Genomic DNA, 18,185 nt, shown 5'->3' on the forward strand with positions numbered 1-18,185 from the left:
CGATCGGCTCCGCGGGATATTTTGCTTGATTCAATACCGTTCCGGCCAACCCAGCGCCCGGCAGCACACATTGATCCAGCTCACCAGGCGCTCCCGGGGAAGCAGATAGTTGATGAGCAGGGACATGGCCACCCCTGCGCCGGTGTCGATCATACGGTTCAGGGCATAGCTCACATAGGTATCCACCGGGGTGTTGAAGAGTACAATGCACAGCACCACGCCGCCGGGCTGAACAGCCCCCACCCAGAAGACCTGTGCCAGAATAATCAGGATCACGACGCCCACAAAGAGGAGAGGTACCAGCAGGAGGCGGTTGCTTCCATCCGGGACAAAGATAATGTAGATCCGAAAGAGTCCCATTCCCAGAAAGCCGCCGATGATGGTGCCGAAGAGGCGGTTGCCGCCGTGCAGCTTGGAATGGTCCATGTTGGCGCCCATACCGAAGATGGCACCGATGCAGGCAAAGGTGGGGTTCCGGTTGATGAAATAGTAGATCAGGGCACAAAGCGAGGCAGAGAGGGCGGTCTTGAGATTGCGCAGACCCACGTGGGGAAGTGGGACGGGGGGCTTGTTCATGACAGACACTCCTGTGGAGAACACGGTGGTTCTCATATTTTGTTGACAAGACAAGAATACCATAGAACGGAATAGGATTCCATATTGCAGGAGAAAACTATGCAGTTTTTTGCATAAAGTTGTATAGACAAGAGAGCTAGTAGGATGTCGTGGACTGTGCTATAATAGCGGGAAATGAGAGTGAGGAGGAACACTATGAGCCGAGCCGACGAACTGTTTATCCAAAATTGCAAAGAGATTCTGGCCCACGGAGTCTGGGACACCGATCAGAATGTCCGGCCCCGCTGGGAGGACGGAACGCCTGCCCATACCATCAAAGCATTCGGGATCGTCAACCGCTATGATCTGCGGGAGGAATTTCCCGTCCAGACCATCCGGAAGATGGCCTTCCGCAATGCGCTGGATGAGCTGCTCTGGATCTGGCAGAAGAAATCCAATCAGATTCAGGACCTGAACAGCCACATCTGGGATGCCTGGGCCGATGAGAGCGGTTCGATCGGAAAAGCCTACGGCTATCAGCTGGGCGTAAAGCACCGCTATCCTGAGGGGGAGTTTGACCAGGTGGACCGGGTGCTCTATGACCTGAAGCACAACCCGGCCTCCCGGCGCATTCTGACCAACCTTTATAACCATGCGGACCTGCATGAGATGCACCTGTATCCCTGCGCCTGGTCCATGACCTTCAATGTGAGCGGGCGCACCCTCAACGCTATTTTGAACCAGCGCAGCCAGGACATGCTCACCGCCAACGGCTGGAATGTGATGCAGTATGCCGCCCTAGTCCACATGCTGGCCCAGGTGTCCGGCCTGGAGGCCGGGGAGCTCATCCATGTCATCGCGGACGCCCACATCTACGACCGCCATGTGCCCATTGTGGAGGAGTTGCTGGAACGAAAGCCCTATGACGCCCCCAAGCTGTGGATCGACCCGGCAGTGGAGGATTTTTATGCCTTCACACCGGAGAGCCTGCGCCTGGAGGGATATCAGGCCCATCCGCTGGCCGGGAAGATCCCGGTGGCGGTATAACCAATCCGAAAGAAGAAAGCGGGGAGAGCCATGTACGCCATCGTAGCAGTGGATGAAAACTGGGGGATCGGCCGGGACGGGGACCAGCTGCTCTACCTCTCGGAGGACCTGAAACGCTTTAAGGCCCTGACCATGGGGCATGCGGTGATCCTGGGCCGCAAGACCCTGGCCACCTTTCCGGGAGGGAGGCCCCTGCCCAAGCGGCGGAATCTGATCCTCTCCCGAAACAAGGCATTTTGCTGTGAGGGGGCGGAGGTCTTTTCCAGTCTGGAGGACCTGTGCGCCGCCGCGCCGGAGGACGCCTTTGTGATCGGCGGAGGGAGCGTGTACCAAGCCCTCCTGGAGAAGTGCGACACCGTCTATGTAACCAAGATCCAGGCGGCCTTTTCTGCGGATACCTTTTTCCCGAACCTGGATCGCCTGCCGGAGTGGCATGTGTCCGAAGAGGGGGAGATGCTGGAGCAGGACGGCATCCGCTACCGCTATGTGACCTACCGGAGGAAATAAGCATGTATCTGGACGACATCCGGGCCTACCGTCCGGAAAATGCCCAGGAGGAGGCCGACCAGCGCATGATGCTGGAGTATGCCAGGCTCTTCCCAGGGCGGCTTCTGACCCGGGAAAATGAGGTGGCCCATATCACCAGCTCCGGCTTTGTGGTCAATGCCGACGGCTCCAAGGTCCTGATGGCCCACCACAATATCTATCGGGTCTGGGCCTGGACCGGCGGCCATGCGGACGGGGAGGAGGATCTGCTCTCCGTGGCCCTGCGGGAGGCCCGGGAGGAGACCGGCGTAACCCATGTACTCCCCCTCTCCTCTGATATCATGTCTCTGGACATCCTGCCGGTGTGGGGGCATGTGAAGCGAGGGCGGTATGTGCCGGCCCATCAGCACCTCAACGTGACCTATCTGCTGGTGGCCGACGAGGGGGATGCCCTCACCGTCCGGGAGGGAGAAAACACCCGGGTGGGCTGGCTTCCGGCGGCCGACCTGCTCTCCTATACCAATGAGTGGCAGATGGACGGGGTGTATACCAAGCTCCTCCGCCGGGCCCAGGCCCTGTTGGCACGGTAAGGCGCGGAAAAATGGATTGCCTTTTTCCACAAAATAGGCTAGGAATAGACCGGGTGGTGGTGTATAATATGGACAGCACCCATGTCTGCAAAGGAGGCAATCTGATATGATTCAACTTGATGTGTCCAACGCCACCGGTTTTCTTCCGGAGGACTGGCTGACATCCCGTACCGAGCGGCTGGAGCAGGCCCGCGGCTGGCTGGAGAACGGCAGCGGAGCCGGCGGCTCGTTTACCGGATGGGTCCACCTGCCCCGGGATTATGATAAAGAGGAGTTTGCCCGCATCCGCTGCGCGGCGAAAAAAATCCAGTCCGACTCCCAGGCCCTGGTGGTCGTGGGAATCGGCGGCTCCTATCTGGGCGCCCGCGCGGTGATCGAACTGCTCAGATCCCCCAACTATAACCTGAAGAAAAAAGACACGCCCGACATCTTCTTTGCCGGAAACGGGCTGTCCACCGACGCGCTGCTGGAGATCATCGACCTGGTCAAGGACCGGGATTTTTCTGTCAATGTGATCTCCAAGTCGGGCACGACCACTGAGCCCGCCGTGGCCTTCCGGATCTTTAAGAATCTGCTGGAGGAGAAGTACGGGAAGGAAGAGGCCCGTCGGCGCATCTATGCCACCACCGACGCCCACAAGGGAGCCCTCAAGGGACTGGCTGACTCGGAGGGGTATGAGACCTTTGTGGTACCCGACGCGGTGGGTGGACGCTACTCGGTCCTCACGGCTGTGGGCCTTCTGCCCATCGCGGTGGCCGGTATCGATCTGGAGAAGCTGATGGAGGGCGCGGCCCAGGCGATGGAGGCCCTCTCCGTGCCGGGGATGGACAACCCTGCCTGGCAGTATGCCGCCGCCCGCCACGCTCTGTACACCCTGGGCAAGCGCACCGAGATTTTGGTTGGCTATGAGCCCGCCTTCCGCTTCTTTGCCGAGTGGTGGAAGCAGCTCTACGGCGAGAGCGAGGGCAAGGACGGCAAGGGACTCCTCCCCGCCAGCGTGGAGTTCACCGCCGACCTCCACTCCATGGGACAGTATATCCAGCAGGGCGAGCGGCTGATGTTTGAGAGCGTGGTCCGGTTTGCCGAGTCGCTGGGGAGCTTCACGATCCCCCATGATCCGGACAATGTGGACGGCCTGAACTTCCTCTCGGGCAAGCCCCTGTCCTTTGTGGCGGAACAGGCCATGCGGGGAACCCTCCTGGCCCATGTGGACGGCGGCGTGCCCAACCTGGTCATCCAGGCCGCCCGCCGGGATGAGCACACCGTGGGTGAGCTGATCTACTTCTTTGAGTATGCCTGCGGACTGTCCGGCTATCTGCTGGAGGTCAATCCCTTTGACCAGCCGGGTGTGGAGGCCTATAAGAAGAATATGTACGCCCTCCTGGGGAAACCGGGTTATGAGGCCCAAAAGGCGGAGCTGGAGGCACGGCTGGGCCATTAAGCGTGTTCTTAGAGTGAAAAGGGACCGCTGTGGTGATAAGTACCCAAAGCAGGCGGAACCTTTCTTTGAAATTTAAGCAAACTTCTGTAAATCAGTTGCAATCTAATCTTTGATATGGTAACATGATACAAAGACCGGGGGAGTCCCGGTGGACAAATAAGGAGTGATAATTATGGTGAGAGTGATCATGGGTGTCAAGGGCACCGGTAAGACCAAGCAGATGATCGACCTCATTAATTCTGCCGTTCACAGCGAGCACGGCAATGTGGTATGCATTGAGCGCGGCGGTAAACTGACATATGACATCCATTCCAAGATTCGTCTGGTGGAGTCCAGCAACTACGACATGGGTACCTTCGAGTTTATGAAGGGCTTCATCAGCGGCCTGTATGCCGGTAACTATGACATTACCCATGTGTTCATCGACAGCCTGACCAAGATCGTCAATGCCGATGTCACCGATCATACTCTGGAGGAGTTCCTGGATTGGCTCAATTCCTTCTCCGAGAAGAACAACATCAAGTTCACCGTGACCATCAGCGCTGACCGCGAGCTGGCCAGCGAGGGCGTACAGAAGTACTTCTAATTTGGATGATATGGACGGCGGGACCGCATGTGCGGTCCCGCCGTTTTGCATCTTTTCGGGGCTCGCAAAAAAAGATAAAAAAATTTTTTCAGAGTGTGCGATAAAAACAGGGAGCTGTGCGTTATATGGGTGAAGAGACCAAAAGAGATCCACATACAAACTTGATTTTATATTAGAAGGGAAGGATCAGTTATGATGAAGCAGAATCGCTGGAAGAAGAGTGTCGCCGCTCTGACGATGGCAGGTGTTTTGGCTCTGGGTATGGCGGCGGGGGCCGCGGTGGTCCGGCAGAAGATCACGGCGGAGCTCCGGCCCGACATCACGGTAAAGGTCAACGGAAAGGTGCAGGATCTGGACAAGGACGCCATCAGCTACAATGGCAGCACCTATCTGCCGGTGCGTGCCATCGGTGAGGCGGTCGGCATGGATGTGAACTGGGACAGCAGAACCCAGACGGTTTCTCTGGATGGGGCCAGCAACTGGGACGATGTGGACGCCTACATCACCCTGGCAAACGCCAAGACCATCGCCCTGGAGGATGCGGGACTGAGCGCCAGCAAGGTCACCTTCACCAAGGCGGAGAGCGGATGGGATGACGGACGCCCGGTCTACGATGTGGAGTTTACCTATAACGGGAAGAGCTATGACTATGAGATCTGCGCCTGGACCGGCAATATCATCTCCCGCGACGGCCAGTACTGGAACGATAATTGGGATGATAACTGGGGCAACGGGAATGGCAACGGCAACTATATCGGCATGGCCCGAGCCAAGACCATCGCTCTGGAGGATGCGGGGCTGAGCGCCAGCAAGGTCACCTTTACCAAGACTCAGGGGGACTGGGATGATGGCCGGAAGGTCTATGACATCGAATTTGTCTCCGGCAGCACCAAGTATGAGTATGAGATCGCCGCAGCCACCGGAACGGTCCTGAAGCGGGAGCATGAGAGCTGGAGCGGGGGAACCAGCAGCAGCACGGCCATTGGCGTGGAGAAGGCCAAGACCATTGCGCTGAACGACGCGGGGCTGAGCGCCAGCCAGGTCACCTTTACCAAGGCGCAGACCGACTGGGATGACGGCCGGATGGAGTATGATGTGGAGTTCCGCAGCGGCGGTATCGAGTATGAGTACGAGATCGACGCCTATTCCGGCGCGATCCTGAGCCGGGATGTGGACCGGGATTGAATCCCATGTGGAAATGATCGGAAAACTCTGCTATACTGAGCCCATAAGCTGTAACGGGGGGATGGCCGGCGGCCATCCCCTTTTTGTTAGGGCAAAGGGGGAATGAAGCGTGTTTCTGATGATGGAGGGCGCGTGGGAGGCGGGGCGCCGATTGGCCGCTACCGACTGTGAGGCTCTGCTCCGGCGGATCGGGCAGGGCGATGCGGAGGCCTTTGAGCACTTTTACCGCGCCACAGATCGGGCGATCTATGCCTATGCGCTCTCTCTGACCCGAAACCACCATGATGCGCAGGATATTATGATGGAGGCCTATCTCAAAGTGCGTTCGGCCGCCCATCTCTACCGGCCGGGCGGAAAACCCATGGCCTGGGTCTTTACCATTGTCAAAAATCTGGTGCGGGATCAGCAGCGGCGTACCGGCCGGGAAGAGCTGATGGGGGACTGCCCCGAAGGGGAGCTGGCCATTCCGGAGAGTGACCGGAGCGATGAGGCCATGGTCCTGCGCCAGGCCATGCGTGTGCTGAGTGCAGAGGAGCGGGAGATCGTACTTCTCCACGCGGTATCCGGACTCAAGCACCGGGAGATTGCCGGAATGCTGGAGCGACCCCTTTCCACGGTCCTGTCCAGGTATCACCGGGCGCTGGGAAAGCTGCGCGCCGCGCTGCTGGAATGCGAGGAGGTGTGAGGATGAGAAGAGAATGGAACGACCGTGAGGTAGAACAGCTGCTGCGCCGCGCCGTGGACCGAAGCGTCCCCGATGTGTTTGAGCAGGTCTCTTCTGAGGAGGTCCCTCCGCTGCTGAATGAGGACCACATCGTCCCCTCACCGGTGCGCCGCCGCAGGCGGTGGCCCATTTTTGCGGCGGCCTGTCTGCTGTTGTTCCTTGCAGGGGCATTTTATCTGTGGATGAGTACGGCGGCCATCATCTCGATTGGAGAAGAGCCGGAGATCGAGATGGCAGTCAACCGGTTTCAGCGGGTCCTCCGGGTGGACGGGATAGCGGATGACGCAGTCCTGGGCCAGATGACCCTGGAGGGCGCGGAGGTGGAAGACGCGCTGGAGAGCGTGTTTACTGCGCTGGCCCGACAGGGACTGTTGACCGGTGGACTGGAGACCCCGGTATCGGTAGACGGCGGGAGCTGGCGCTACAACCGGGAGCTGCTGGATCTGGCCCAGGAAGAGCTTCAGGAGGCGTGGGAGGAGTACGGCGGAATACAGCCGCCCGCTCCGAGTGGGGATGATATGGAGCCGGATCTGCCCTCTCCCGAACCCACACAGCCTGTGCCCTCCGCTGCGCAGCCATCTTCCCCCGGGACGGCTGTGACGGCGGTGCCCAGCACCTCTCCGACGGCCGTTGACATGGCCCAGGCCCGGGCTGCTGCACTGGCCTATGTGGGTCTGAGCGAGGCGGACGTCGTCATAGAGAAGGAACAGCAGGACTGGGACGATGGGCAAATGTACTATGAGCTGGAATTCCACAGTGCCGACACCGCGTATGAGTGCGTCGTGAACGCCGCCGGCCAGGTGGTCCAGTGTGAACAGGAGCCGCTGCACGGCGGGGGCGGTGCGATGGAGCGAAACGGACAGAGCGCTTCCATCAATGCCCGCCAGGCGGCCGAGGCGGCCTTGGCCCATGCGGGCGTCAGCGCCGCACAGGTGGCGGACTGGAGCAGCGAGCGGGAGGAAGACAACGGCGTAGTCTATTATGAGGTGGAATTTCAGTGCGGCGCCGTAGAGTATAAGTATCACATTGACGCACAGAGCGGAGCGGTGCTGTCTTATGAACAGGAGAGCTGACCGCCTGTTGGAAGAGAAAAAGAGGCCCCCGGCACGTAATCGTGCCGGGGGCCTCCGTCTGTTTTTGAGAAGGGGTTATTTCGCCTTGGCCAGGATCACGCGGATCTGACCGCCGTCAACGGCCGGTTTATCATAGTAGCCGGTGAGGGTATAATCCCCGTTGTTCACCCGGGAGAGGCTGGAGTAGTAATAGCTGTCATTGCGGATCTCGTAGACGGCCACCTGCTCAGAGACCGGGTATTTCTGATTGGCAGAGGAGATGGCGGTGGTAGAGGAGACCGAGTCCAGCGCGACCTCGCTCAGGTTCCGGACACGGTCGGGGTCCTGAACGGAGCCGATGACCTGGCAGGCTCCCTTGTGTACGCCGTAGACCGTATTGGTGGTGACAAGAGGAATGGAGGTTCCGGCCAGATCCAGGGTGTAGTTGCCCATCAGGGTCATGCCGGCGTTGATCTCCTTGGCGGAGGTAAGTACGCCGTAAGAATGCATATCTCCGGTGACATCTTCCAGGATGAGACGGTCGATCTCGCCCTGTTCATTGGTGGAGTAGAAGCGTACCGCGTCGCTCTTGAGCTTCACGCCGCTCAGACGGTTGGGATAGACCCGGATGGCGGTGGTATCGTCGTAGGTATCCAGGATCTCCACATTGTCGGCCAGAGTATAGTCCCCCAGCTTGGTGGCGTCGGAATTAAAGGAGCCGGAGAGACTGGAGCTGGAGAGACGCTTGACCTGGATGGAGTCTCCGCTTCCGGTCACCCGTACCAGGTCACCCTCGTCCCAGTATTTATCCCGGGTGGGATAGGTAGCGGTGGCGCCGGAGGTGGTGACCAGAGTGATGGAGTAGCTGGTATAGGAGTCGCCGTTTTCGTCCACGTAGGAGCTGTTCTGTACCGCGGTGACCATGCCGACCACATCGGAAGATTCGCCCAAAACGCCGGAGGAACGGATGGCGGCAACGCCGCCGTCCCGGCCCAGCAGCAGGGTAACGGCATCGCCGGTACGGAACTGGCCCAGATCGCTGACGGAGTAGACCGCGTCGCTGCTCTCCAGAGGATACTCAGTTCCGGCTACCGTGACCGAGGTGGGACGGGAAGCAGAGGGAGAGACCCGCTCCAGCGTACCGGTCACCTTCTTGCTGTATGCCCAGAGCTGGTTCATGGAGTCAGACCAGTAGACCACATCCAGAGGCTGGATGGCCTGAGAGGAGGCGAGCTTTCCGTCCCGGTACACGGTGACGGAGGAGAGAGAGAAGGGAAGCTTGGAGGTCCAGCTGCCCTCTGCCACCACGGGGCCTTCCATGGCCGAGTTGACCAGAGCGACCCGGTCCAGCGTACCGTTCTGATCCACCAGATTGAGGCCGGGCTCCAGCGTGTTGAGATAGTAGCTCCCCTGTTTGGTCTTGGCGGTCATAAGATTGTAGAAGAGATAGAGGGCGTCTTCCCGGGTCATGGGGCTGTTTTGGGTGGCGGTGACCCCCTCATCCAGACCCAGATTGTGATAGGCCGCCATCTGCCCGGCGGGATAGGCGCCGGTAAAGTCCTCTGAGGTGTAGCCCAGCAGGGGCAGGACCATGGTCACACCCTCGGCCAGGGTGATGTTGGCCGAGGGGTGGAAGGTGCCGTCCAGATAGCCCGAGACATACCCGGCCGACGCGGCGGCCTGCACATAGGGGGCGGCCCAGTGGGTCCGGGGCACGTCGGGATAGGGAGAGACACTGGCAGCCTCTCCGGCGCTGTCCCGGTAGGGAGAGGCGGCGATCACCATTTTGGTGAACTCCGCCCGGGTGACATAGCGGTCCAGGTGAAGGTCGCCGTTTTCATCCCCCACCAGAATGTCCAGGGCGGAGAGGACCTGGCCCGCCTCCTCCTCAGAGGGGATGGCGGCCAGGGAGGCGGGCATCAGACCCGCCACAAGCGCAGCGGACACAAGTCCGGCGAGAAGCGGTTTTTTCATATAAAAACTCCTTTTTCTCCGACGGGAGGGTATGGGATTACTCATACCGCAGCGCGTCGATTGGATTGAGGCGGGCGGCCTTGTTGGCGGGGAGGTAGCCAAACAGAATACCGATGCCCACCGAGACGCCAAAGGATACGGCGATACCGCCGATGGTGGGGACTGCAACAAAGCCGTTGTTGGTGGTGTTGAGGGCAAACGCGATGACGTTTGTCAGGACGTTGGCCATGATAATGCCCAGGACGATACCGATGGCCCCGCCGATGGCGGAGGTGGTACCCGCTTCAATGATAAACTGGCTGCGGATGTCCTTGCCCTTGGCGCCCAGGGATTTGCGGATGCCGATCTCCCGGGTGCGCTCCGTGACCGAGACCAGCATGATGTTCATAATGCCGATGCCGCCCACCAGCAGAGAAATGGCGGCGATGAGGATCAGGATCATCATGAGGGTATTGACCATGGAGTCCATGGCGTCCATCATCTCGGCCGAGGTCATGACAAAATAGTAGTCCGAGCTCTGGAAGGTCTGATAGAGGCGGTTTTCGATGATGCCCTTGGCAGCGGAGGCGGTGTCGCGGGTGGTGCTGGTGAACATATAGAAGTTGGCGTCCGCCATGCCGTTGAGCCGGAGCGCGCTGGTATAGGGGATGTAGATAATATCGTCTCCGCTGCCCTCACTCAGATCGGCCACGGTGTCCAGCACACCGACCACCGTATAGGGCATGCCGCCGATGGAGATGGTTTGTCCCAGCGGATCGCCGGAGAAGGCGTTTTGCGCCAGATAGGCGCCAATCACACAGACGTTTTGAAACCGGTCCACATCCACGAATTTGAGAAAGCGGCCGGTGGCGAGGGTCTCACCGCGCATGGTGGAGCCCTGCTCGCCCAGGAAGGACTCGCCCACGCCATAGAGGCTGGTGCGCTCATACTCTTCCGTGCCCTGGCGCACCTTGGCCTGGGCGGTGACGTAGGGGGTGACGCCGGAGATATAGTCGGGATACTTTTCGGCCAGAGCATACATGTCTTCCGGCTCAATGGTACGGGAAGAGCCCATGCCGCGGCCGTAGATCTGGACCTGGACCAGGTTGGAGCCCATGCTCTCAAACTGATCGTTCATATAATTCTGCATGCCGTTGCCCAGGCTGGTAATGATGATCACGGCGGCTACGCCGATGATAATGCCCAGCATGGTGAGCAGGGCCCGCATTTTGCTGGTAGCCAGGGATTTGACCGCCAGACGGAAGGATTGGGAAATGTTCATGCCTGCCCCTCCTCACTGTGGAACACACCGGGGGGGATGTCCTCCTCCTCTTCGCCGGAGAGGGTGGGCTGGACGACCGCGCGGGGATCGCTGGCATCTCCATCGTAGATGATCTGTCCGTCCTGAAGGCGGACGATGCGCTTTGCCTTGACGGCGATGGAGTTGTCATGGGTGATGAGGACCACCGTGTCCCCCTCTTCATTGAGCTTGCGGAGAAACCCCAGGACCTCCCGGCCGGTACGGGAATCCAGGGCGCCGGTGGGCTCGTCGGCCAGGATCACCGAGGGATTCCCCGCCAGAGCCCGGGCGATGGAGACACGCTGCTGCTGTCCGCCGGAGAGCTGATTGGGGAGGTTTTTGCGCTTGTCGGCCAGCCCCACCCGCTCCAGGGAGCGGATGGCCCGCTCATGCCGCTCGTCGGCCGGGATGCCGGCGTAGAGCAGGGGGAGTTCCACGTTTTCCTGCACATTGAGCTTGGGGATCAGATTGTACTGCTGAAAGATGAATCCAAGCATCTTGTTGCGGATCTCAGCCTGCTGGTCGTCGTCCATGGTCGATACGTCCACGCCGCCCAGATGATAGGTCCCGGAGGTTGGCACATCCAGACAGCCGATGATATTCATGGCCGTGGATTTGCCGGAACCGGACTGACCGACGATGGCCACGAACTCTCCCTCGTCGATGGTGAGGTTGATGCCGTCCAGTGCGTGGACGGTCTCGGTACCCATCTGATAGATTTTATAGACATCCTTGAGTTCGATGAGATGTTCCAAGGCTTAGCCTCCCATCATCATTGCCATGGCGCTGGAGGACTCGTTCTTTTTCAGGACAATATCGCCCTCCTGCAGGCCGTCCAGGATCTCGATGTACTCGTCGTTGTTCCGGCCCAGGGTGACCTTTCGGGTCTCAATGGTGCCGGGGGAGATCATGGTGCCGTTTTCGTCATACACGGCGTCGGGACCGGGGAGCTTGACGGAGCCGCCGTCTGCGCGGTCCACCGTGTCGATGGGGACGCACAGGGCCTGGCCCGACCGCTCCACGATGATCTTGGCCGAGACATTCATGCCGGGGTAGAGCCCCTCCGGATTATCCACCTGGACCGTGACCGGATAGGTGGTGACTCCGTTGGCGGTGGTGCCGTTGATGTTGATTTTGTCGACCCGTCCGGTAAAGGTCTTGCCGTCCAGAGCCTCGGAGGTGATCTCCACCTCCTGGCCCACCTGGATCTTGCTGATATCCAGCTCGTCGATGGGCAGGTCGAAGGTGAGGGCGCTCAGGTCATAGATGACGGCCGGATAGCTGACACCGGTGGTTCCCGTATTTCCACCGGAGGTGGTGGAGGTGCCGTCGATGTTGTCCCCTACATCCAGATTCTTTTCGATGACCGTGCCGTCGATGGTGGAGGTGATGGTGTAATTCTCCAGGCTGTCCTGGGCGCTTTGCAGGGTCAGCTTGGCATTCTCCACATTCAGGCGGGCATTTTCGATCTGGGTGGTGATGGAGTCGGCATCGAAGGAGCCGATGGTCTGACCGTCGGTGACCGAGTCCCCCTCTTTGACGGGGAGAGAGGCCAGTTCACCGCTGGTCTTGGCGACCACGGTCTTTTTGGCGGCATACTCAAAGGGACCGGAGGCGGCACAGGAGAGGGTGCCCACGGTGGCGGTTCCCGTGGAGGAATCGGTGATGATGCCGGGGTTGGTCACCGAGATGGTGACCGTGCGGGTCAGGGTGCCGCCGGTACCCACCTCCTCCAGCGGAGAGATGTCGGTGACCGTGCCGGTGATGGGCTGGGCCGTGCCGTCCACGACCACCGTGGCGCTCTGTCCCAGAGAGAGCGCGGCGGCGTCCGCGGAGTGGAAGGGGACCTTGAGCTTCATGGTGGAGCGGTCCAGAATGTCGGCCACCTGCTGTCCAGCGGTCACATTGTCGCCCTCGTCCACGTAGAGCTTGGAGATGATGCCGCTGGCATTTGCGGTGAGCTTGGCGTCCTTGGCGCTGCTTTTCAGATTGTCGTACGTAAGCTGGGCCTGCTGAACGGCCAGTCGGGCCTGTTCAATGGAGGTCTCCACATCGCTGGCATCGATGCGGAAGAGAACATCCCCCTTGTGGACGGTGTCGCCCTCTTCGAAGGGAGCCTCCAGGATCTCGCCCCGGACCAGTGTAGTTACTTTATAGGAGTGGATGGGGGAGATGGTACCGGTACCCGACACGGTGACCGTCAGGTCCTGCATAGAGACTGTTTCGGGAAGATAGCTGCCGGCCATGGCCATCTGTGTGCCGCCCATGCAGCTTTTCAAGAGAAAAGCCACAATGGCCACGATGACCACCAGCACAATGAGCCGCTTGACCCATTTGCGCTTTTTCTTGGGCGGTTTGAACTTGGGGGCATGTTCCTTTTTGGCGGGTGCGGCGGGTTCCGCCACAGCCGTGCCCTGGGTGAGTTGGGTTTGTTCCATACGTATCTCCTTTTCCTAAAGTGGCTACGGCAGCTCCGGTTTGGAGACCATGCCGCGCTGAAGAATATCAAAAATGCGGACCAGACGTGCCCGGGCAGGGGCGGGGTCCTCCATCTGAATCCCGGAGAGGATGGCTGAACCGGTGACGGCACACAGCAGATGAAAGCTCTCACGCAGATCTTCTTCATGCCGCAAATCCAAACAGGTCGGATCGATCTGGTCCAGAAGACGGAGCAGCGGCGGCTCCGGAAGATCGGAGCGGAGAATGAGATCGGGATTCATGGGATGGTTGAGCTGCAGGATGCGCACCACCTCTTCAAACGCGCGGTCCCGCTGCGGCAGGCGGTAATAGGCCTGCAGCTGGTCAAAAAGATCCAGCAGGGCGGGAAAGGGGTTTCCGCCCCGGCTGCGCAGCGCGGAAAGGGCGGGCGCCTCCAGTTGATGGGCATAGAGATCCAGAAGATAAAAAAATAACTCCCCCTTGTCGCGAAAATACATGTAAAAGCTTCCGCGGGAGATGTCGGCCTCCTGAATGATCCGGTTAATGGAGGCATCGGCAAAAGGGACCCGTGCAAACTCCTTTCGGGCGGCGCAAAGCAGTTTCTCCTGCTTTTCCGGCGGCAGGCGGAAAAAGGTGCTGCTGGGCAATCATCGACCACTCCTTCCTGCATGATATGACAACTTGTCATATATCATCATAGAGGACCGTATGACATCTGTCAATCAAAGGGCGGCGGAGTTTAAAGAATCTTAACATTCACCGGAACAAGAATACACCTTTCACCCGGTGAAAAGTCAAGAGAAAAGGGACAGTGGTATGATACCGCAGAAAAAGCTAAGTCCCGACTAAAAAAGGATGAAGATTTTATTAAAAAATGGCAGGTATATCGGGCGGGGAAGGATGATTGACGGACGGGGAAAATGCGGCTACAATGGCCTTACCAACATTCACAGGAGAAACGGAGTGTGTACTATGCAGTCGATCTTTGACCGGACAGTGGACCGGAGAGGGAGCGGGAGTGTCAAATGGGACCGGGCGGACAAGAATTTTGGAGGAACGGATCTCCTGCCCATGTGGATTGCCGACATGGACTTTCCGTCACCCCCGGGGGTGCTCGCGGCAATCCGGCAGCGGGTGGAACAGGGGATTTTTGGATACAGTGTGCTGACGGAAGCGTACTATGAGGCCGTGATCGGCTGGATGGCCCGCCGTCACCAGTGTGAGGTAAAGCGGGAGTGGATCGTGTTCGCACCGGGTGTGGTCTCCGCATTGAATTTCGCTGTACAGGCTGTGACGGAGCCGGGGGACGAGGTGATGATCTCCACGCCGGTATATGCCCCCTTCTACCGGGCGGTGGAGGAGTGGGGACGGGTGGTAAACCGGTGCCCGCTCAAGCGCTCAGACGGGCGGTACACCTTTGACTTTGAGGAGATGGAGCGGCGCATCACCCCCCGGACCCGGGCGCTGATGCTCTGCTCTCCTCACAATCCGGTGGGCCGGGTCTGGACACGGGAGGAACTGGAAGCGCTGGGCCGGTTCTGCCTGCGGCACGATCTGATGGTCATTGCCGATGAGATCCACAGCGACCTGGTATTCCAGCCCCATACCGTGTTCTGGAATGCGCTGCCCGAAATGGCCCAGAGGACCATCCTCTGCACAGCACCCAGCAAGACCTTTAATCTGGCGGGGATCCAGACCTCCAATATCATCATCCCCAATGAGGAACTGCGGCGGAGATACCGCTCGGTGGCGGAGCGCCATCACGCCCTCTCGCCCAATGCCTTTGCGGAGGCAGCGGTCGTGGGAGCCTATCGGGACTCGGAGGCATGGCTGGATGAGCTGTTGGTCTATCTGAAAGGAAATGTGGATTATTTTTGTGCCGAGGTAGGCCGTAGTTTGCCGAAGCTGCGGGTGCTGCCTCCGGAGGGGACCTATCTGGCCTGGGTGGACTGCTCCGGCCTGGGCCTTTCGCCGGAGGAGCGGCAGCGCTTTTTGGTAGAGAAGTGTAAAGTGGCGTTTAACGACGGGAGCAGCTTCGGACCGGAAGGCGCAGACTTTGTGCGTGTCAATCTGGCCTGTCCCCGCTCTACCGTGGAGGAGTGTCTGCATCGGCTGCGGACAGGCGGCTGTTGAATCATTGCTTTGAGACCCGGGCGGTACAGTTCTGGCTGTGCCGCCCGGACTGTTTTTTTGTGGCTGCAAGGACCAAAAACAGCAAATGTCCGCGAGAGATGGACTATCATGCGCGCAAAGAACAAATATTAAACTCGCCGTTTTGGAAATTAAATTGTTCAAAACGCATAATTATGTGGAATTTTTCAAATAGGGCCGGTCTGCGATTGACTTTCTTGGTAAAATAATCTACAATCTTTTAAGTTGAGAAGTTTGTGAACTTTAGCGTTTGGATTCGAGAGGAAGACAAGCGATAGACGATAACGGAAGAAAGCAGGTGGAGATCATTAAGCCCGAAGATAAGCAGATTCTGGACCGCATCCTGCAGGCGCATGGATATCGGAAGGATCAGGTGATCGGAGTGCTCCAGCAGGTCCAGCAGGAGTACCACTATCTACCCGAGGAGGCCCTCACCTATGTGGCCCGGGGCCTGAAGCTCAGCGAGGCCCGGGTATATGGCGTAGCGACCTTCTATGAGAATTTTTCCCTGGAGCCCAAGGGAAAGTATGTCATCAAGGTGTGTGACGGCACGGCCTGCCATGTGCGCCACTCGGTCCCGGTGCTGGAGGCCTTCCGGGAGGAGCTGGGGCTGAGCGCCGAGCGGCGCACTACCCCGGACATGCTCTTCACGGTGGAGACCGTGTCCTGCCTGGGGGCCTGCGGACTGGCACCGGCCTGTACGGTCAACGATCAGGTCCATCCGGCCATGACGCCGGACAAGGCCCGGGCCCTCATTGCCCAGCTGAGAGAGGAGGAGCAGAATGGAACGGATCAGTAACCGCAAACAGCTCATTGCCCTGCGGGAGCGCTGCGCCGGCCTTCTGCGCAGCCAGCGCAAGCAGGTGCTCATCTGCGCGGGTACCGGATGTGTGGCCGGCGGCTCCCTCCAGGTGTTTGAACGCCTGAAGACCCTCATGGAGGAGCGGGAGATCCCCTGCACCGTCACGCTGGACCATGGTCCCCATGAGCATCCCGTGGGTATGAAGAAGAGCGGCTGTCACGGCTTTTGTGAGTGCGGCCCGCTGCTGCGCATCGAGCCCATGGGTCTTTTGTACATCAAGGTCAAGGTGGAAGACTGTGAGGAGATCCTGGAGAAGAGCATCCTCCGGGACGAGGTCATCGACCGGCTGATCTACCATGACGCTGAGGGCAACGCCTTTGCGCGGCAGGATGACATTCCCTTCTACCGCCAGCAGACCCGCGTGGCGCTGGAGCACTGCGGACACATCAATGCCGAGTCCATCCAGGAGTACATCGCCGTAGGGGGCTACTGCGCGCTGGAGAAGGCCCTCTTTGAGATGACGCCCGAGCAGATCGTGGAGGAGATCAGTGCGTCCAGCCTGCGGGGCCGGGGCGGCGGCGGCTTCCCCACCGGAAAGAAGTGGCGGCAGGTGCTGGAGCAGAAGTCCGACATCAAGTATGTGGTCTGCAACGGCGACGAGGGCGACCCGGGCGCCTTCATGGACCGCTCCATGATGGAGGGCGATCCCCACCGGGTCATTGAGGGCATGATCGTGGCCGGTATTGCCACCGGAGCACACCACGGCTATATCTATGTCCGGGCAGAATATCCTCTGGCGGTGGCCCGTCTTCAGAAGGCCATTGCCCAGGCGGAGGAGCTGGGCCTGCTGGGTGAGCACATCCTGGGCTCGGATTTCTCCTTTGACCTGAAGATCAGCCAGGGCGCGGGCGCCTTTGTCTGCGGCGAGGGCAGTGCCCTGACCGCGTCCATTGAGGGCAAGCGCGGCATGCCCCGAGTCAAGCCTCCCCGCACGGTGGAGAAGGGACTCTTTGAAAAGCCCACTGTCCTCAACAATGTAGAGACCTTCTGCAACGTTCCTCCCATCCTCAACCGGGGTGCGGCCTGGTATCAGACCATCGGACCGGAGAAAAACCACGGTACCAAGGCCTTTGCCCTGACCGGAAATGTGTGCAACACCGGACTCATCGAGGTCCCCATGGGCACCACCCTGCGCCAGATCATCTTTGATATCGGCGGCGGTGTAAAGGACGGCAATTTCAAGGCGGTGCAGATCGGCGGCCCCTCCGGCGGCTGCCTGTGCTTCAACAGCGCGGAAGAGCACCTGGATATGCCTCTGGACTTTGACTCCCTGAAAAAGGTGGGCGCCATGATCGGCTCCGGCGGCCTGGTGGTCATGAACGACAAGAGCTGCATGGTGGAAGTGGCCCGCTTCTTTATGAACTTTACCCAGAACGAATCCTGCGGTAAGTGCGTCCCCTGCCGTGAGGGTACCAAGCGGATGCTGGAGCTGCTCAACGACATTGTGGAGGGAAGAGGCACGGAGGAGCACATCCATCTGCTGGAACAGCTGGCGGATACCATCTCTGCCACCGCCCTGTGCGGTCTGGGCAAGACGGCGGCCGGCCCGGTGGTGAGCACGCTCAAATACTTCCGGGATGAGTACCTGGCCCATGTGGTGGATCATACCTGCCCGGCCGGTCAGTGCAAGGCGCTGCTCTCCTACACGATCGACCCGGAGCTGTGTAAGGGCTGTACCAAGTGCAGCCGCAACTGCCCGGTGGGCGCCATCTCCGGTACGGTGAAGAAGCCCCATGTCATCGACCAGAGCAAGTGTATCAAGTGCGGCGCGTGCATGGAAAACTGCAGCTTCCATGCCATATCCCGGGGTTGAG

The 18,185-nt window shown here is 59.6% G+C and carries 17 protein-coding genes; 11 read left to right on the plus strand and 6 right to left on the minus strand.

All coding sequences use genetic code 11. From position 1 onward, the window contains the following. Positions 1 to 30: 30 nt before the first annotated feature. Entirely contained in the window at positions 31 to 576 is a 546-nt protein-coding gene (locus I2C21_RS13375) for an FUSC family protein (protein WP_195279480.1), read from the minus strand. Between the two features lie 195 nt (positions 577 to 771). Here I2C21_RS13375 and thyA point away from each other — a divergent pair, with 195 nt between their 5' ends. From thyA to I2C21_RS13415, 8 genes are all read left to right on the plus strand, one after another. Further along, positions 772 to 1,602, plus strand: coding sequence for a thymidylate synthase (gene thyA, locus I2C21_RS13380; RefSeq protein WP_186963985.1), 831 nt, complete (start codon positions 772 to 774; stop codon positions 1,600 to 1,602). A 30-nt stretch (positions 1,603 to 1,632) separates the two neighbouring features. Next, positions 1,633 to 2,109: a dihydrofolate reductase gene (locus I2C21_RS13385; RefSeq protein ID WP_195279481.1), complete on the plus strand. Its 477-nt coding sequence runs from the start codon at positions 1,633 to 1,635 to the stop codon at positions 2,107 to 2,109. Between the two features lie 2 nt (positions 2,110 to 2,111). After that, on the plus strand, positions 2,112 to 2,678 hold the full coding sequence (locus tag I2C21_RS13390) for an NUDIX hydrolase (protein ID WP_101691472.1): 567 nt from the start codon (positions 2,112 to 2,114) through the stop codon (positions 2,676 to 2,678). 106 nt (positions 2,679 to 2,784) lie between these two features. Further along, the gene (locus I2C21_RS13395; RefSeq protein WP_195279482.1) at positions 2,785 to 4,119 is read left to right on the plus strand and encodes a glucose-6-phosphate isomerase; all 1,335 of its coding nucleotides are present in this window, start codon (positions 2,785 to 2,787) and stop codon (positions 4,117 to 4,119) included. A gap of 172 nt (positions 4,120 to 4,291) precedes the next feature. Further along, positions 4,292 to 4,705, plus strand: a complete 414-nt coding sequence (locus I2C21_RS13400; RefSeq protein WP_101691470.1) for a hypothetical protein — start codon at positions 4,292 to 4,294, stop codon at positions 4,703 to 4,705. Between the two features lie 192 nt (positions 4,706 to 4,897). Next, positions 4,898 to 5,890, plus strand: a complete 993-nt coding sequence (locus I2C21_RS13405; protein ID WP_195279483.1) for a PepSY domain-containing protein — start codon at positions 4,898 to 4,900, stop codon at positions 5,888 to 5,890. Between the two features lie 118 nt (positions 5,891 to 6,008). Beyond that, entirely contained in the window at positions 6,009 to 6,575 is a 567-nt protein-coding gene (locus tag I2C21_RS13410; RefSeq protein WP_101691591.1) for an RNA polymerase sigma factor, read from the plus strand. A 2-nt stretch (positions 6,576 to 6,577) separates the two neighbouring features. Beyond that, positions 6,578 to 7,687 carry a PepSY domain-containing protein gene (locus tag I2C21_RS13415; RefSeq protein ID WP_195279484.1) on the plus strand — a complete coding sequence of 370 codons (1,110 nt, stop codon included), beginning with the start codon at positions 6,578 to 6,580 and terminating at the stop codon, positions 7,685 to 7,687. Positions 7,688 to 7,762: 75 nt separating this feature from the next. Here the strand turns inward: I2C21_RS13415 and I2C21_RS13420 are convergent, their stop codons facing one another. Genes I2C21_RS13420 through I2C21_RS13440 form a run of 5 tightly spaced genes read right to left on the minus strand, consistent with a single transcriptional unit; the run spans position 7,763 to position 14,005 of the window. After that, the gene (locus I2C21_RS13420) at positions 7,763 to 9,640 is read right to left on the minus strand and encodes an S-layer homology domain-containing protein (RefSeq protein WP_195279485.1); all 1,878 of its coding nucleotides are present in this window, start codon (positions 9,638 to 9,640) and stop codon (positions 7,763 to 7,765) included. A 37-nt stretch (positions 9,641 to 9,677) separates the two neighbouring features. Further along, positions 9,678 to 10,901, minus strand: a complete 1,224-nt coding sequence (locus tag I2C21_RS13425) for an ABC transporter permease (protein ID WP_193538294.1) — start codon at positions 10,899 to 10,901, stop codon at positions 9,678 to 9,680. Next, positions 10,898 to 11,674, minus strand: coding sequence for an ABC transporter ATP-binding protein (locus tag I2C21_RS13430; protein WP_101691465.1), 777 nt, complete (start codon positions 11,672 to 11,674; stop codon positions 10,898 to 10,900). The genes I2C21_RS13425 and I2C21_RS13430 overlap by 4 nt, the downstream gene beginning before the upstream one ends. 3 nt (positions 11,675 to 11,677) lie before the next feature. Continuing rightward, a complete protein-coding gene (locus I2C21_RS13435; protein ID WP_195279486.1) occupies positions 11,678 to 13,357 on the minus strand; it encodes an RND family efflux transporter in 1,680 nt (559 codons plus the stop codon). A gap of 24 nt (positions 13,358 to 13,381) precedes the next feature. After that, positions 13,382 to 14,005 (minus strand): TetR/AcrR family transcriptional regulator, encoded by a 624-nt coding sequence (locus tag I2C21_RS13440; protein ID WP_101691463.1) that lies wholly within the window; start codon positions 14,003 to 14,005, stop codon positions 13,382 to 13,384. 325 nt (positions 14,006 to 14,330) lie between these two features. On the opposite strand from I2C21_RS13440, the gene I2C21_RS13445 reads away from it, so the two are divergent. The 3 genes from I2C21_RS13445 to I2C21_RS13455 all read left to right on the plus strand — a co-directional run bounded on the left by I2C21_RS13445 (position 14,331) and on the right by I2C21_RS13455 (position 18,184). Beyond that, positions 14,331 to 15,491, plus strand: a complete 1,161-nt coding sequence (locus I2C21_RS13445) for a MalY/PatB family protein (protein WP_195279487.1) — start codon at positions 14,331 to 14,333, stop codon at positions 15,489 to 15,491. A gap of 322 nt (positions 15,492 to 15,813) precedes the next feature. Continuing rightward, entirely contained in the window at positions 15,814 to 16,308 is a 495-nt protein-coding gene (locus tag I2C21_RS13450) for an NADH-quinone oxidoreductase subunit NuoE family protein (RefSeq protein WP_195279500.1), read from the plus strand. Then, positions 16,292 to 18,184: an NADH-quinone oxidoreductase subunit NuoF gene (locus tag I2C21_RS13455; protein WP_195279488.1), complete on the plus strand. Its 1,893-nt coding sequence runs from the start codon at positions 16,292 to 16,294 to the stop codon at positions 18,182 to 18,184. Before I2C21_RS13450 ends, I2C21_RS13455 begins: the two co-directional genes overlap by 17 nt. Position 18,185: the final 1 nt, after the last annotated feature.

It is taken from the genome of Clostridium sp. J1101437_171009_A5 (assembly GCF_015547905.1).
GTDB lineage: Bacteria > Bacillota > Clostridia > Oscillospirales > Oscillospiraceae > Pseudoflavonifractor_A > Pseudoflavonifractor_A gallinarum.